A 15,155-nucleotide genomic window follows, 5' to 3' on the forward strand; every position below is an offset into this window, starting at 1 on the left:
CTGGCTAGTCCAACATGTCTTCTTCCTTCAGATTGCGGGCCAGGCGGGCCAGCAGGCTTTCCACTTTGCGCTCGGGCGGCGTATCGCCAATGGGTTGCGCGGCTACTTTGGCGTTCAGGCGCTCAAGCTCGGCCTTCTCTTTGACCGTGAGCTTCTTTCTAAGCAACAGCGCATTCCGGCGCTGCAGCTCTTCTTCGGTCTGCACCGATAGAGTCGACGTGTCTTCAAACAGCTCGCTGTTGAGAATCTGGTCGACGCGCCAGCCGCGCACGTCCTCCACGTCGGTCACCACCACGGTTTGGTCGCCTTCCCGGCGCAACAGTATCACGTTGGCCCCGGCATCGCCGGCGGCCTGCACCACTAGGGGGCTGTGCGCCGTGGCAATGAACTGGGTGTTCTTGAAGATGCCGCTCAGGAAGCCGATGAGCTTGCGCTGCCAGCTGGGGTGCAGGTGCAGGTCGATTTCATCGATGAGCACGATGGCGGGCTCTTCCAGCGGGTTTGGGCTGTCGGGGTAGCGGATGAAGAGCTTGCTGGCGAAGTCAGTGAGCCACACCACCAGGGTTTGGTAGCCCAGGCTCATGTCGCGCAGGCGCACCCAGGTATCGAACAGCAGGAATTGCAGGCTTATCTGCGGCTTCTGCGGCGTACCAGTAGAAGCTATGCGTAGCTCAGTGACGCCAAGCAGCACCGTCTTTAACATTTTTTCGACTAGGGTACGAGCCTTATTGAGTTGGTCGGCATTCTCGCCAGCTAGCTTGCTACCGTAGTCTATATTAAGAAACCATTCTTCAGGATTAAGGAGGTCGGCCCGGTCATCAAAGAGGCTAATACAGGTGTCGTCACTAGCAGGCACCTCACCGATTGTAGAATTGCCAACAGTACGGCCAGCACCATAACCGTACGCTATTAGACCTAGTGATGTCTCATCAACGGTTGTTGAGGAATACCTTTCTCTGGCAAAAGAAATCTGGGTATGTTCTACTTGAACATGTATCCGATTTTCTTTGGATAAATTCAAATTAGTTGTTGACAAAAGGTCACCCTTGTATGCTTCATAAGCCATTGTTGAAGTATACTTACCATCGTGTCGTAGAGCGCGCCATTTATTTTTCCAGCCACTTGCATAAACCGGTGGATAATATTCAGGCCCCTTCAATTCGTGATAGTCATAATCCACTTCTTTTCCTGGTACTAACGCCGCCAACGCCTTCAACACCGTCGTCTTCCCCACCCCGTTATCCCCGAGAATAATCGTCCACTGCGCGGGGCGGCCATCGGGGCGGGCAAAGGAAATGGTCTGCTTCTCGCCGAAGCTGCGCACGTTTTCCAGGCTCAGGGAGAGGAAGTAGGCGGGTGGCGGAGCGGTGGTTTTGTCGGTCATCACGAGAAGAAGCGGGGCGAAACACGAAGGTCCCAAAAGTAGCAGGCCCGCCGGGTTCCGGCGGGCCTGCGGGGCATGCGGGCAAAACCCCGGCGGGTTTCGGGTCAATGCCCGGCGGGTTTGGGGCAAAACCCGCCGGGGACTTGGACCTTACTTCTCGACGCGTTTAAAGTCGGCCCCTTGAATGGCCTGGGCAAAGAGCTTACCGGGCCGAAACTTCACCGTAACCGCTCCGATGAGGGCCGTATTAAATTCCTTCTCCGAGGCGGCGCCGTCGCTTTTGAGGGTGGTGAAGAACGAGCCAAAATCGCCACAGCGCACGATGCGGCCTTCCGTCAGTTCGCCGGGCACGACCTGGAACAGGGCTTCGAGCACGGCCATCACATCGACGGTGCTCACGGTGGAGATGTCCGAAATGCGCTTGGCCAGGCCGCGCACGGTGGTTTCGCCGGTGCTCTTGGCGGCAGCGTAAAACTTCTTGGGGGCTTTGGGGTCGCCAGGGTTGCCGCGCTCGGCCAGGGAATACTCAATGGGCATATTGCAAAGGAGTTAAGATGATAGAAGGTGGTAAGGTAGGCGAAAGCAAGCAGCTAATAATAGGAATCCAGTTATGGGACAATATCTCTCGAAATTACCAAATCGAGAACTAGGGCGATAAATCCATTTAATCGCCGGACCTTTGCAGTCGGATAGCTAGGCCCTGCCCCCAGCAAGGCTTTTTATCGCCGTTTTAACATCTTTTTAATTCCACCTTCCCTCCTATTCATGCGTCGTATTCTTACGCGTTGGCTCTGCCTCGGCAGTGCGTTATTATCCATTTCTTCGGCGGCGCAGGCGTCGGCCCCCGGGCCGGTGGCGGCGCCCGGCGGCACGGCCCCGCTGCGCTTCGTGCCCAACCAGAACCAGTGGGCCAAGCCGGTGCTCTTTGCCGCCGACGTGCCCGCCGGCCAGCTCTTTCTGGAACGCAACCGCCTGCTGGTGGCCCGCTACGATGCCCGCCAGGTGGACCACCTGCATCACGACGGCGCCAGCCGCACGGCCCGCGTGAAGGCGCATGCCTACGCTGTAAACTTCGTGGGGGCCAACCCCAACGCTGACGTGAGCAGTGAGCACCCCACCGGCGCCCCCACCGACTACTTCCTCGGCAACGACCCCGCCCACTGGGCCACCAACGTGCCCTCCTTCGCCGATGTGCGCTACCGCCAGCTCTATCCCGGCACCGACCTGCACCTTTACGCCCACGGCACCTCCCTGGAGTACGATTTCGAGCTGGCCGCCGGGGCCGATGCCGCCCGCATCCAGCTGCGCTACGAGGGCCAGCAGTCGCTGACCGTGGTGGATGGCGCCCTGCACATTGCCACCAGCGTGGGCCGCGTGACCGAGCAGAAGCCCTACGCCTACCAAACCATTGACGGCCGCCGCGTGGCCGTGCCCTGCCAGTACGTGCTGGGCCCGCAGCACACGGTGAGCTTTGGCCTGCCCAAGGGCTACGACCACCGCCACCCGCTCACCATCGACCCGGTGCTGGTGTACGCCACCTACACCGGCTCGACGGGCCAGAACTGGGGCTACACCGCCACCCACGACACGGTGGGCAACCTCTACACCGGCGGCATCATCTTCCGGACGGGCTACCCCATCACCACCGGGGCCTACGATGCGAGCTACAACGGCGGCATCGACATCGTGATAAGCGGCTACAACCCCAACGCCCCCACCGGCGCCAGCAGCCACATCCGCTCGACCTACCTGGGCGGCTCCGACGACGACTACGTGCACAGCTTGGTGATGAATGGCACCACCTCGTCGCTGGTGCTCATGGGCTCCACGGCCAGCACCAACTTCCCGGTTTCGAGCAATGCCTACGACCGCACCTACAACGGCGGCACTTCCGACCTGGTGCTGGCCCGCCTCAACTTCGCCGTGGGCGGCACCACGCTCAGTGCGACCTATCTGGGGGGCTCGGCCGCCGATGGGCAGATGGCGACAAGCAGCAACCTCTACGCAAACTTCGGCGATGACTACCGCGGCGACGTGATTACGGACCCGTCGGGCAACATTTACCTCACCTCCCTCACCCGCTCTACCAACTACCCCACCCTGGGCGGCCTGCAAGCCTCCAACCGGGGCGGCCACGATGCCGTGGTGACCAAGCTCAACTCCAACCTCTCCTCGCTGGTTTGGAGCACCTACCTCGGCGGTGCTTCCGACGACGCGGGCTACAGCATCCAGCTCGACAGCCTGAACGGTGTGTTTGTGGCCGGCGGCACGATAAGCACCAGCTTCCCCGGTACCAACGCGGGCATTCCCGGCATCAATACCAGCCTCAACCCCACCTACCGCGGCGGCATTGCCGATGGCTTCGTGGCCCACATCGCACCGGCCGGCAATGCCATTGTTCAATCGACCTACCTGGGCACCAGCAGCTACGACCAGGCTTATTTCGTGCAGCTCGACCGCAAGGGCGCGGTGTACGTGCTGGGCCAGACCAACGGCGCCTACCCCGTCACGGCCGGCACCTACCGCAACGCCAACAGCCGCCAGTTCATCCACAAGCTGAACTACCAGCTTACCACCACCGGCTTCTCCACCGTGTTCGGCAACGGCGCGGGCACGGCCACCAGCGCCAACCCCTACCCCACCAACCTGGCCCCCACGGCCTTCTTGGTCGATAATTGCGGCAATATCCTGCTCTCGGGCTACGGCGCGAGCAGCATCGCGGGCATGCCCACCACCACCGATGCCCTGCTGCGCACCGTGTCGAACAGCACGCCCAGCAGCCAGGCCGATGCCAACCTGAACACCTACGGCTACCTCTACCTCATGCAGCTATCGGCCAATGCGCGGCGGCTGGTGTACGGCTCCTACTACGGCACCGGCACCACCCACGTCGATGGCGGCACCTCGCGCTTCGACAAGAAGGGCATTATCTACCAGGCCATCTGCGTGCGGGCCCAGCAGTCGGGCGGAGCACCGCCTACCATTCCGCTCACGGCCAATGCCTTCGCCCGCGCCATCGGCAGCGGGGCTGGGACCAATGCGGCCGCCTTCAAGATGGACATTGCCCGCCTCGATGCCAGCTTCGTGCCGGCCGCCAACGGCACGCCCAACACCCGCGTCGGCTGCGCGCCGCTCACCGTTACGTTCACCCGTGCCACCCCTTCTAACAACGGCACCACCTGGAACTTCGGCAACGGCCAGACCTCGACCCAGCCCAACAACGTGAGCACCACCTACACCCTGCCCGGCCGCTACCCCGTTACGCTCACGGCCTTCGACTCCACCAGCTGCCAGCCCGCCGTTATCAGCCGCGATACCGTGACGGTGTTCGGCCTGCCCCGCGCCGCCCTCGGCCCCGACCAGACGGTGTGCCCCGGCTCGTCGGCCACGCTCACCGTGGCCGGAGCCACGCCCGTGCAGTCGGCTATCTACGCCTGGAGCCCCGCTACCGGCCTCAATACCACGAGCGGCCCCACGGTGGTGGCCACGCCCACCGCCACTACCCAGTACATCGTGACGGCCACCACGCCCGGCGGCTGCATTAGCCGCGACACGGTAGTGGTAAACGTGCGCAATTCGCTCACGGTGGCCATTCCGGCCGTAGCCCCGCTATGCCCCGGCTCCAGCGCCACCCTCAGCACGGCCGATGCCGGCACCGGGGCCACCTACGTGTGGAGCCCGGCGCCCGGCCTCAGCAGCACCAGCGGCCGCACCGTTACGGCCAGCCCCACGGCCACCACGACGTATACCGTGCGCGTGACCACGGCCGCTGGCTGCACCGGCAGTGCTACCACCACAGTTACCGTGGCCACGCCCCCGGCTATCGCTATCCTGGCCAACGTCACGGAAGTACGCATCGGCGAGCCGGTAGCTTTCGGCGCGTCGGGCCCGCTCATCACGCCCATTACCACGCTCAGCTGGGATTTTGGCGATGGCCAGACCGGGCGCGGCCTCACCCTGAGCCACGCCTTTGCCGCCCCCGGCACCTACACCGTTCGCTTGCTCAGCACGAGTACCGCCGGTTGCCCGGGCAGCTCTTCGGTTATTATCACCGTGCTGGCCCGCGACTTCCAGTACCCGAACGTCATCACGCCCAACGGCGACAACAAAAACGACGATTTCCGCCCCTACGTGAGCCCCGACCCGGTTTCGGTGGTGATTTATAACCGCTGGGGCCGCAAGGTTTTCGAGCAGGACAACTACACCCAGGGCTGGGGCAGTGCTCCGAACGTAGCCGCCGGCGTGTACTTCTACCAGCTGCGCTCCGCCGCCGGCCAAACCTGGAAAGGCTGGCTGGAAGTGGTGAAGTAGATTGGTGCTTGATGCGAAGAAAGCCCGTTCCCAGGTTGGGGACGGGCTTTTTGCTATACGCCCGAGGTAGAAACAGGGGCAAGCCCCGCTCCTCCCCGTCAGCAGCTACAGTCGGTTTAAAGTAAAGCGCGGGGCTGAATCGTTTTCTGCACTAGCCGCCTGTTTCTGCCGCCGTGACCTCCCCCAACCAACAAACCCTCATCCAGACCGTGAAGCAATACAGCAAGCAGCTGTTTGCCTTCGTGCGCGGCCGGGTGGATACGGACGAGGATGCCGAGGACATCTTGCAGGACGTGTGGTACCAGTTCGGCAGCCTGCCCGAGTTGGGTGCCATTGACCAGGTGAGCGGCTGGCTGCACCGCGTGGCCCGCAACAAGATTGTGGACCGCTCGCGCAAGAAGCGCGAAGAGCGCCTCGACGACTACAGCTACGAAGACGAAGACGGCGGCCTCAGCTTCCGCGACATTCTCTACGCCGAAGCCCCCACGCCCGAAGCCGAGGACCTCCGGCAGCTGTTCTGGGACCAGCTGTTTCTAGCCCTGGAGGAATTGCCGGCCGCCCAGCGCGACGTATTCGTGCAGAACGAACTGGAAGAGCGCACCTTTCAGGAAATTGCCGACGAAACCGGGGAGAACATCAAAACCCTGATTTCGCGCAAAGGCTACGCCGTGAAGCACCTGCGCAAGCGGCTGGAAGGCCTGTACCAGGAATTTATAAACTATTAATTTTTTCGACCATGTCCTTCCTTCGTCAACGTCGGGGCCGCCGGGGCCGCTTCCTTTTCTTCCCGCTGGTGGCCGGGGCCGCCGCCCTGGCCCTGGGCGGCGTAGTGATGGCGCTCTGGAACGCCATTCTGCCGGATGCCCTGCACGCAGGCCGCCTCAACTACTGGCAGGGCGTGGGCCTGCTGGTGCTGTGCCGGGTGCTATTCGGCTCCTATGGCCGGGGCGGCGCCGGTGGCCGGGGCCACGGGCAAGGCCACGAAAAATGGCAGCGCATGAGCGACGACGAGCGGCAACAGTTTCGGCAGCAGTGGCAGGCCCGGGCGCGCGCCTGGGGTGGCGGGCGCCCGCCCCAGGCCCCTCCACCCCAGGCGTGAGCCAGTCGGCTATATCACGTATTGAATGCCCGGTTTTGGCCGGGCATTTTTGTTGCATACAGCATCTGTTCAGGTAGTCGAAAGGAATGAATAGCGTCATGCCCACCCACCTCTTAAAGACATGCTTTACAGCCTGTAAACCGGCTAAAATCGAGTTTATTAAAAATATTTGCCTTTTGTTAGAGTAAAAGCAGCCGCTCATTCGATTTCCATATTGAAGGCCAGGACGGCCCACTCGCCCCGAATGCCCAGCTGAGCTAGCCCTGAAAACGGCTGGCATTCGCCGCCCACCGCCTGCGCCGGTTCACCCCACTATTTCCTGTCATGAAAAATATCCTGAAAGTCATCGGGGCCTTGCTGGTCCTGCGCGTTGTATTCCACTTGTTGCGTGGCGGCCGGAGCCGGGCCACCGCGGCCCACTGGCGCCGCCGGATGGCCGATTACCGCTCCTCCTTTGAGGGTGACGCTGACGCCCCGGTCCCCGTCGACAACCAGTGGTCGCGGCCATCGAGCCGCCGCCCGCAGGGGGCCGCACATTCTGTGCCGGTGGGCTAAGCCACCGCGTTTTTCCATCCACTCAACTCCATTCCATCATGTACACCCAACAAGCTTCCGATTCCAATGCTAATGCCTACCAAGGCCGCCATGCCGGCTGCGGCGGGCGGGGCCGCCACTGGGGCCGTCATTTTGGCCAGCGCGGCCACCGGGGCGGGCCACCGTGGGCCAAGTTCTTTGGTGGCGCCTGGCAGCCCGTTCCCGTCAACATCGAAACCACCGAAACCAGCTTTGTGCTGAGCCTGTTCGCAGCCGGCCTGGTGAAAGAGAATATCAGCCTCACGGTCCAGCACGACGTGCTGACCATCGCCTACCAAGGCACCGATACGGCCTCTGATGACGCGGCCCCCGACCCGCGCTACACCCGCCGCGAGTTCCGCAACGCTTCCTTCGAGCGCGCCTTCCAGCTGAATGGCAAAGTGCTCACCGACGGCATCACGGCGGCCTACGCCGAGGGCATCCTGACCGTGACGCTGCCCAAAAACCCCGCCACCAATCAGCCAGCACAAACCATTGGCGTAAGCTAAACTACGCCGGCAAGGCTGCTGCAAACCCAAAAAGCGTTGGCCTGACAGCCAGCGCTTTTTTGTGGGCTGGCGGGAACCTGTGGGTATAAATATTTGAACTGGTTTTGACCAAGCACCACAGTAGGTACATTTTAGTGGCATCGGGCCAGGCACGGCAACCGGGACAGGCCTCCTACCGCCAAAATCACCGCGTCCCCAACAATTTGCAAGCACCTTATCACTAGGGGGTCGGGCGGCAGTAGACGGCTTGTGAAACCGGCCTGCTGGTCGAGTACAGGGCCGCTCGGGCCCGCCCCAACGAACCCGCCAATAAGCGCCTGCGTAAGCCCCCGCCGGCGGGCGCTCTTTGAAGTCTCAAGCGAAAACAAGGCCGATTGACGAGGCCTTTTATATGGCTTGTCGCTTTATTTGTTGCTTCGCAATAACTATTTCACCCATCTTATCTACTTTTTATCCTTTTCCTCTCACCCTTTTCCTCTTACTTTTTCCCCCATTCACCCACATGCATACACCTTTATTTTCGCGACAGCGCATGGCACTGAGCTGGTCGTTGGTGCTGGCAGCGCTGCTCGGAAGCAGCCTGCAGGCAGAGGCCCAGGTAGACCAATACACCTTTGCTCCCTCCACGGGCACCTACACGAGCATTGCCACCGCAGCCGGGGCCACCAATGTGCCCACTGTGCAGGCCGATTCCGGCATTTCGCCGGCCTTGCCCCTGGGTTTCAGCTTCGTGTTCGATGGCGTTACCTATACCCAGGTTAAGGCTTCTTCGAACGGCTTCCTTTCGTTCAATACCGGAGCCGTGACCCAGACGACGAATAACCTGAACACGGTGGCCGCGGCAAGCCGTCCGCTGGTGGCCCCGCTCTGGGACGACCTTGATGGCCGGGCAACGGTTGGCGGCGTAACCAATAGCAGCCGGGCCAGCTACCTCACCACGGGAGTAGCCCCGAACCGGGTATTCACGTTTGAATGGAAGGACTGGGAGTGGAACTGGAATTCGACAACGCCCGTCGTTTCGTTTCAGGCCAAGCTCTACGAAGGCACCAACGTGGTTCAGTTCGTTTACGCGCCGGGTACGGGTAGCGTAGTTAGCGGTTCGGCCTCGGTGGGCTTGTCGGGAGTGGCCGTGGGCGAGTTCCTGTCGCTCAGCAGCCTGGGCACTGCCCCAACCGTGAGTTCAACCACCGAAACCACCAACATTGCCACGCAACCGGCCGCGGGCCAAACCTATACGTTCACCCCGCCGGTGCCGGCTCTGTGCCCGACCCCGCGCCAGTTGGCCGTTACGGGGGTAACCAATACCACGGCCAGCGTGTCGTATTCGGTCTCCAATACCACGCCCGGCCCGTTTACTATCCTCTACGGGCCTACCGGCTTTAATCCGGCTGCGCTTCCCTCCTCTACCAATGTTTATTCTTCGACAACCGCCACGAGCCTGACCCCCACGCTGACGGGCCTGACGGCCAATACCACCTATCAGTTCTACGTGATTCAGAACTGCGGCGGCTCCAATGGAACCAGCAGCATTTCGAACGCGGGCACGTTTACAACGAATCCGAACCCGGCCGCAAACGACAACTGCGCCCAAGCCATTGCCCTCACCATTGCCTCCTCCTGCACCACCCCAGTGAGCGGCACCGTGGTGGGCGCTACCCAAACCCTGGCTCCGTCGACGGGCTGCGGGGGCACGGTGGCCCGCGACGTGTGGTATTCCTTCGTGGCCGGGGCTACGTCGGTGCAGCTTGCCACGGGCGCCCAGTTCACCGGCTACTACGACGTGCGCTCAGGGAGCTGCACTACTTCTACCAGTGTGGCCTGCGGCCTGCTTGGCACAACTACGACGCCCACGCAGGCAATTGTGCCCGGCTTGGCCGCTGGTCAGACTTATTTCCTGCGGATTTACTCTTCGGCCACGACCGCACCAGCCATAACAGCCAGCGGATTCACCGTGTGCCTGACGCCCGCCCCGACCGCCCCGGCGAACGACGACTGCGCGGGAGCCCTCAACATCCCGATTCAGTACGGCACCTGCGTGGGCCAGACTTCCGCCGATAACACGGCTGCCACGAACTCCACGGGCGCCCCCGCGCCGACCTGTGCCAATTACCAAGGCAAAGACCTCTGGTTTACCGTAACCGTACCAGCCAGCGGCCAGGTCACCGTGCAAACTGTGACGCCTACTGCCGGGAGCCCTATCACCGACACGGGGATGAGCATTTACTCCGGTACTTGCAGCGCCCTCACCGAAGTGGAGTGTGACGATGATGACAGCCCCACTGGCAACTTCTCGCTCATTACGCTTACCGGGCGTACGCCGGGCGAAGTGCTCTACGTGCGGGTATGGGAATACGGCGGCGGCACAACCGGCCTGATTGCCGTGTGCGCTACCTCGCCCTCGAACTGTGGCGTGCCCACCGGCCCAGCTGTGAGCAACCTAACAAATACCACGGCTACCCTTAGCTGGGTGGCCCCGTCTAACGGCCTGCCAGCTGGTGGCTCCTACGAGCTGGAATATGGCCCGCAAGGCTTTACCCAAGGTACAGGCACGGTGGTAACTGGCCTGACGGCTACGACCTATGCTCTGAGCAACCTGGCGGCCAACTTTGCCTACTGCTTTTATGTGCGGACCAATTGCGGTACCGCCAATGGCAGCAGCACCTGGGTTGGCCCCACTTGCTTCAACACTCCGCTCACGGCCCCTGCCAACGACGACCCCTGCGGGGCCACGACGCTGGGCGGGACGGTGCTGGCGGCATCCAATGTAGGCGCTACCACCACCGTGCAAGCCACGCTTCCAAACCCCGTTTGCTCGACGGCCAGCCAGCCCAAGGACGTGTGGTTTGCATTCACGCCCACTGGCACCACGGCCACGCTCACGCTCACCGGTTCTGCGGCCGGCACGGTGCGGGTGTACGCTAGCCCCAGCTGCTCTGCGGGTCCCTTTACGCTCATGTCCTGCGCTTCATCGGGGGCCAACAACACTGCCCTAACGACACCGGTGAGCGTGACCGGCCTGACGGCGGGCCAGCGCTACTACGTGGCCGTGAGTGGCTACGGCAGCTCCGACACACAAGGTTCCTTCACCATCACCGGCGCTGGCCTGGTTACGGCAACCCGCGTACAGGCCGATACCGATGCCCTGCTGGTATACCCCAACCCCAGCAACACCGGCCAGCTCACCCTCAAGCTGAGTGGCCTGAGCGGCGCGGGCCAAGCGACCCTGCTCAATTCCCTGGGCCAGGTCGTGCTGACTAAAAACCTGACCGCTGCCGCCGAGCAGACCCTGAACACCCGCAACCTGGCCGCCGGCCTTTACACCTTGCGCGTAGAAGCTGGCTCGCAGGTTCTGACCCGCAAAGTCGTGCTCGAATAACCCGGCTTTGCCGTAACATAAAAAAGGCCCGAACCATCTGGTTCGGGCCTTTTTTATGTTACGGCAAAGCCTATCAGCACCCGTCCCCTAACGTACCTCTGAAAAAGAAAAAGCCTCGTTTCCAATTTGGAAACGAGGCTTTTAGCTGAGAGGATGGGATTCGAACCCACGATAACCTTTTGGGCTATACACACTTTCCAGGCGTGCTCCTTCGACCACTCGGACACCTCTCAAGGTTGGCGGTTCGTGCTGCAAAGATAGCGGGAAGTTGTCAGTTGTTGGTTGTCAGTTAGCAGTTTTATCCACGGCAACCCAACTGACAGCTGCCAGCCAACAACTGGCAACTAAAAATCAAAGCGTTATCTCACCGCGCAAATTCAGCGCCAGCAGCTCGCGGGTACGAGCCTCGTCCAGCCCGAGGCCGAGCACGAACATGAGCTTGGTCACTGCCGCTTCGGTGGTGATGTCGTCGCCGCCCACCACGCCAAGGTCGGCGAAGTGGGAGCTGGTTTCGTACTTGCCCTGCACCACGCGGCCTTCCTCGCACTGGCTCACGTTGAGGAGCCACACGCCCCGCTGCCGGGCCTCGGCCAGGCAGTTGAGGAACCAGGGCGCAGTGGGCGCGTTGCCCGAGCCGTAGGTTTCGAGCACGCAGCCGCGCAGGCCCGCAATGCTCAGAATGGCCCGCACCACATCCGGCGTGATGCCCGGAAACAGCCGTAGCACGGCCACGCCCACTTCCAGCTGCGTGTGCACCTTAATGCGGGCCGCCGGCAGCAGGCGAATGCTTTTGTCGTCGAATTCCAGGTTGATGCCCGCGCGGGCCAGCGGCGGATAATTCTCGCTTTTGAAGGCCGCAAATTGCTGGCTTTCCACCTTTTTGGCGCGGTTACCGCGAATCAGAACGTCGTTGAAAAACACGCACACCTCGGGCACCCGCACGGTGTGGGAGCGTGGGTAGCGCGCCGCCGCAATTTCCAGAGCCGTCACCAGGTTGCGCTGGGCATCGGAGCGGCTGGCCCCTACCGGCACCTGCGCACCCGTGAATACCACCGGCTTGCCCAGATGCTCGAGCACATAGCTCAGGGCGGCGGCCGAGTAGGCCATGGTGTCGGTACCGTGCAGCACCACGAAGCCATCGAAATCGGCATAGTGCCGGCCAATAAGCTGGGCCCAGAACAGCCAGTCGGCCGGCGTCACGTTGCTGCTGTCGATGGGCGCGGGCAGGCTCACCAGCTCGATGCGGAAAGGCAGGCGGGCCAGGTCCGGCATTTTCTGGTCGAGCTGACCAAACTGCATGGGCACCAGCCCGCCGCTGCTGTTCTGGGCCATGCCCACCGTGCCGCCGGTGTAAATGATGAGCAGGCGGGGAGCGGTGTGGTCGGCGGCATCGGCGCGGGTGGGCAGCGGCAGCAGCGGCAGGTTGAGGTCGGGCATGAGGCGAAGGCAGGCGGGGCGCGGGGTGGCGGTTCGGGGACGCGAAGGTAGGCCGATTGGTTTTTTCCCCAACAAACAGCCTCCTTTGCCTGTCTGCCGTATTGCTTTGCGGCTTACTTATCTTATTTGCATGAATCCAACCGCCTCTCCCTCCCCCGAAGAATCTGTTTCCGACGTGCTGCTCATCGGGGCGGGCATCATGAGCGCCACCCTTGGCGTGCTGCTTAAAACCCTGGACCCCAGCCTCATCATCAGCGGGTACGAGCGGCTCGACGCCGTGGCCGCCGAAAGCTCCGACGCCTGGAACAACGCCGGCACCGGCCACTCGGCCTTCTGCGAGCTGAACTACACCCCCGAACGCCCCGATGGCTCCATCGACATCAGCAAGGCCGATAAAATTGCCGAGCAGTTCGAGCTCAGCAAGCAGTTCTGGGCCTCGCTGGTGCAAGCCGGCCAGCTGCCCAACCCCGATTTCATCCACAGCATTCCGCACATGAGCTTTGTGTGGGGCGAGGCCAACGTGGAATACCTGCGCAAGCGCCACGCCGCGCTGCTGCACTCGCCGCTGTTTCAGGGCATGGAATTCAGCACCGACCCCGGGCAGATTTCCGAGTGGATTCCGCTGGTGATGGACGGGCGCGACCCCAGCCAGCCGGTGGCCGCCACGCGCATGGCCGTGGGTACCGACGTCAACTTCGGCGCCCTCACCCGCTCGCTGTCCAACTATTTGAAAGACCAACCGGGCGTCGACTTCCACCTGGGCCACGAGGTGGAAAAAATTAAGCGCGAGCCCGACGGTACCTGGCGCCTCAAGATTCGCAACCTGGCCACCGATGAAAAAGTGATTGCCCGGGCGCGCTTCGTGTTCATCGGGGCTGGTGGCGGCTCGCTGCCGCTGCTCGAAAAATCGGGCATTCCGGAGGCCAATGGCTTTGGCGGCTTCCCGGTGAGCGGGCAGTGGCTGAAGTGCCAGAACCCCGAAATCATTGCCCGGCACGAGGCCAAGGTATACGGCAAGCCCGCCGTGGGCTCCCCGCCCATGTCGATGCCTCACCTCGACACCCGCCAGATAAATGGCCGCAAGGAGCTGCTGTTCGGGCCCTATGCGGGCTTCAGCACCAAGTTTTTGAAGAAGGGCTCTTACACCGATTTGTTCCGTTCCATCGAACTGGGCAACATCCGGCCGCTGCTTTACGCCGGCGCCCGCAACCTGGGCCTCACCAAATACCTCATCGGCCAGGTACTCCAGACGCCGGCCGAGCGCACCGCCGCCCTGCGCGAATATTATCCCGAAGCCAACCCCGACGACTGGCAGCTCGAAGTGGCTGGCCAGCGCGTGCAGGTTATCAAGAAAGACAAAAAGCAAGGCGGCGTGCTCGAATTCGGCACCGAAATGGTGACCTCGGCCGACGGCTCCATTGCCGCGCTGCTGGGCGCTTCGCCAGGAGCCAGCACGGCCGTGGCCATCATGCTCGATTTGGTACAGAAATGCTTCCCGGAGCGGGCCGCCTCGCCTGAATGGCAGGGCCATTTCCGGCGACTGGTGCCCTCATTCGGCCAAAAGCTGGCCGATAACCCGGCCCTGGCCGCAGCCGTGCGCGAGCACAGCCGCGGGGTGTTGCAGTTGGAGGCCTAGCGTTTTTAGAACGTCATGCAGAGCGGAGCATCTCGCGTGCGCCGGTCTGTCATCCTGAGCTTGCGAAGGACCTTATCACTATGGAGCGAATCGTTATAACGTGACAAGGTCCTTCGCAAGCTCAGGATGACAGATAGCTCTCAGCACGACATCCTGTGCAGGAGAGGTGCTTTTGAGCCCAGTTCAGCCCCTATCTTGCGGGCTTATTGCTGACCTTATTTTTCGCCCCGGCGCCGTACTTCATGATTAAACTGGAACCCTTCACCTCCGACGACTTCACCCAGCTCATGGAATGGGTTGACGACGAGCGGCTCATGAAAGAGTGGAGCGGCTCGATGTTCTCCTTCCCGCTTTCCGAGGCCGGCCTGACGTGGTATGTGGAAGGCTCAAACGACATTAACGACCCCGACGTGTTCATTTACAAAGCCGTGGATTCGAAAACGAGCGTTACGGTGGGGCATATTTCGTTGGGGGGCATCAGCACGCGCGACCGGGCCGGCCGCATCACCCGCGTGCTGGTGGGCAACACCACCGAGCGACGGCGCGGCATCTGCCAGGGCATGGTAAAGGCCCTGCTCCGCATTGGATTTGAGGACCTGAAGCTGCACCGCATCAGCCTGGGCGTGTACGATTTCAACCATGCAGCCATCAACTGTTACCTCAAATGCGGTTTCCAGGAGGAAGGCCGGCTGCGTGATGTAGTGCGCCACGGCGACGACTACTGGACCCTGGTCGAAATGGGCATTCTGGAAGATGAGTGGCGGGCCCTGCACCCACCCCACAAACCAGCGTAGTATAGTCAGGGTGGAATTCAGAAAAAGGGGCAAACC

The 15,155-nt window shown here is 62.1% G+C and carries 11 protein-coding genes, 1 tRNA gene and 1 pseudogene; 8 read left to right on the plus strand and 5 right to left on the minus strand.

The annotated features are described in order from the left end of the window. Positions 1–4 precede the first annotated feature (4 nt). The 3 genes and pseudogenes from J4E00_RS29365 to J4E00_RS01955 all read right to left on the minus strand — a co-directional run bounded on the left by J4E00_RS29365 (position 5) and on the right by J4E00_RS01955 (position 1,921). Positions 5–703, minus strand: a complete 699-nt coding sequence (locus tag J4E00_RS29365; protein WP_236049377.1) for an AAA family ATPase — start codon at positions 701–703, stop codon at positions 5–7. 501 nt (positions 704–1,204) lie between these two features. Next, a pseudogene (locus J4E00_RS30185) lies at positions 1,205–1,384 on the minus strand (AAA family ATPase); the annotation flags it as partial. Positions 1,385–1,534: 150 nt separating this feature from the next. Continuing rightward, complete coding sequence (locus tag J4E00_RS01955) at positions 1,535–1,921, minus strand: HU family DNA-binding protein (RefSeq protein ID WP_208173324.1); 387 nt, start codon at positions 1,919–1,921, stop codon at positions 1,535–1,537. 228 nt (positions 1,922–2,149) lie between these two features. On the opposite strand from J4E00_RS01955, the gene J4E00_RS01960 reads away from it, so the two are divergent. The 6 genes from J4E00_RS01960 to J4E00_RS01985 all read left to right on the plus strand — a co-directional run bounded on the left by J4E00_RS01960 (position 2,150) and on the right by J4E00_RS01985 (position 11,252). Beyond that, complete coding sequence (locus tag J4E00_RS01960) at positions 2,150–5,695, plus strand: PKD domain-containing protein (protein ID WP_208173325.1); 3,546 nt, start codon at positions 2,150–2,152, stop codon at positions 5,693–5,695. 173 nt (positions 5,696–5,868) lie between these two features. Further along, positions 5,869–6,420: an RNA polymerase sigma factor gene (locus J4E00_RS01965; RefSeq protein WP_208173326.1), complete on the plus strand. Its 552-nt coding sequence runs from the start codon at positions 5,869–5,871 to the stop codon at positions 6,418–6,420. A gap of 11 nt (positions 6,421–6,431) precedes the next feature. Beyond that, positions 6,432–6,794 (plus strand): hypothetical protein, encoded by a 363-nt coding sequence (locus J4E00_RS01970; protein ID WP_208173327.1) that lies wholly within the window; start codon positions 6,432–6,434, stop codon positions 6,792–6,794. A 324-nt stretch (positions 6,795–7,118) separates the two neighbouring features. Then, complete coding sequence (locus J4E00_RS01975; RefSeq protein WP_208173328.1) at positions 7,119–7,349, plus strand: hypothetical protein; 231 nt, start codon at positions 7,119–7,121, stop codon at positions 7,347–7,349. Positions 7,350–7,387: 38 nt separating this feature from the next. Beyond that, the gene (locus J4E00_RS01980; RefSeq protein WP_208173329.1) at positions 7,388–7,876 is read left to right on the plus strand and encodes an Hsp20/alpha crystallin family protein; all 489 of its coding nucleotides are present in this window, start codon (positions 7,388–7,390) and stop codon (positions 7,874–7,876) included. A gap of 502 nt (positions 7,877–8,378) precedes the next feature. Continuing rightward, positions 8,379–11,252 (plus strand): fibronectin type III domain-containing protein, encoded by a 2,874-nt coding sequence (locus J4E00_RS01985; protein WP_208173330.1) that lies wholly within the window; start codon positions 8,379–8,381, stop codon positions 11,250–11,252. Between the two features lie 145 nt (positions 11,253–11,397). On the opposite strand, the gene J4E00_RS01990 is transcribed toward J4E00_RS01985, so the two are convergent. Continuing rightward, positions 11,398–11,485: transfer RNA gene (locus J4E00_RS01990), tRNA-Ser, on the minus strand. 118 nt (positions 11,486–11,603) lie between these two features. Continuing rightward, positions 11,604–12,689 carry an asparaginase gene (locus J4E00_RS01995; RefSeq protein ID WP_208173331.1) on the minus strand — a complete coding sequence of 362 codons (1,086 nt, stop codon included), beginning with the start codon at positions 12,687–12,689 and terminating at the stop codon, positions 11,604–11,606. Here J4E00_RS01995 and J4E00_RS02000 point away from each other — a divergent pair. After that, positions 12,688–14,325: a malate:quinone oxidoreductase gene (locus J4E00_RS02000; protein WP_262898380.1), complete on the plus strand. Its 1,638-nt coding sequence runs from the start codon at positions 12,688–12,690 to the stop codon at positions 14,323–14,325. The two genes, J4E00_RS01995 and J4E00_RS02000, sit on opposite strands and share 2 nt — an antisense overlap. A 242-nt stretch (positions 14,326–14,567) precedes the next feature. After that, positions 14,568–15,119: a GNAT family N-acetyltransferase gene (locus tag J4E00_RS02005; RefSeq protein ID WP_208173333.1), complete on the plus strand. Its 552-nt coding sequence runs from the start codon at positions 14,568–14,570 to the stop codon at positions 15,117–15,119. Positions 15,120–15,155: the final 36 nt, after the last annotated feature.

Origin of the sequence: Hymenobacter negativus, assembly GCF_017571495.1 — a bacterium.
Classification (GTDB): Bacteria; Bacteroidota; Bacteroidia; order Cytophagales; family Hymenobacteraceae; genus Hymenobacter; species Hymenobacter negativus.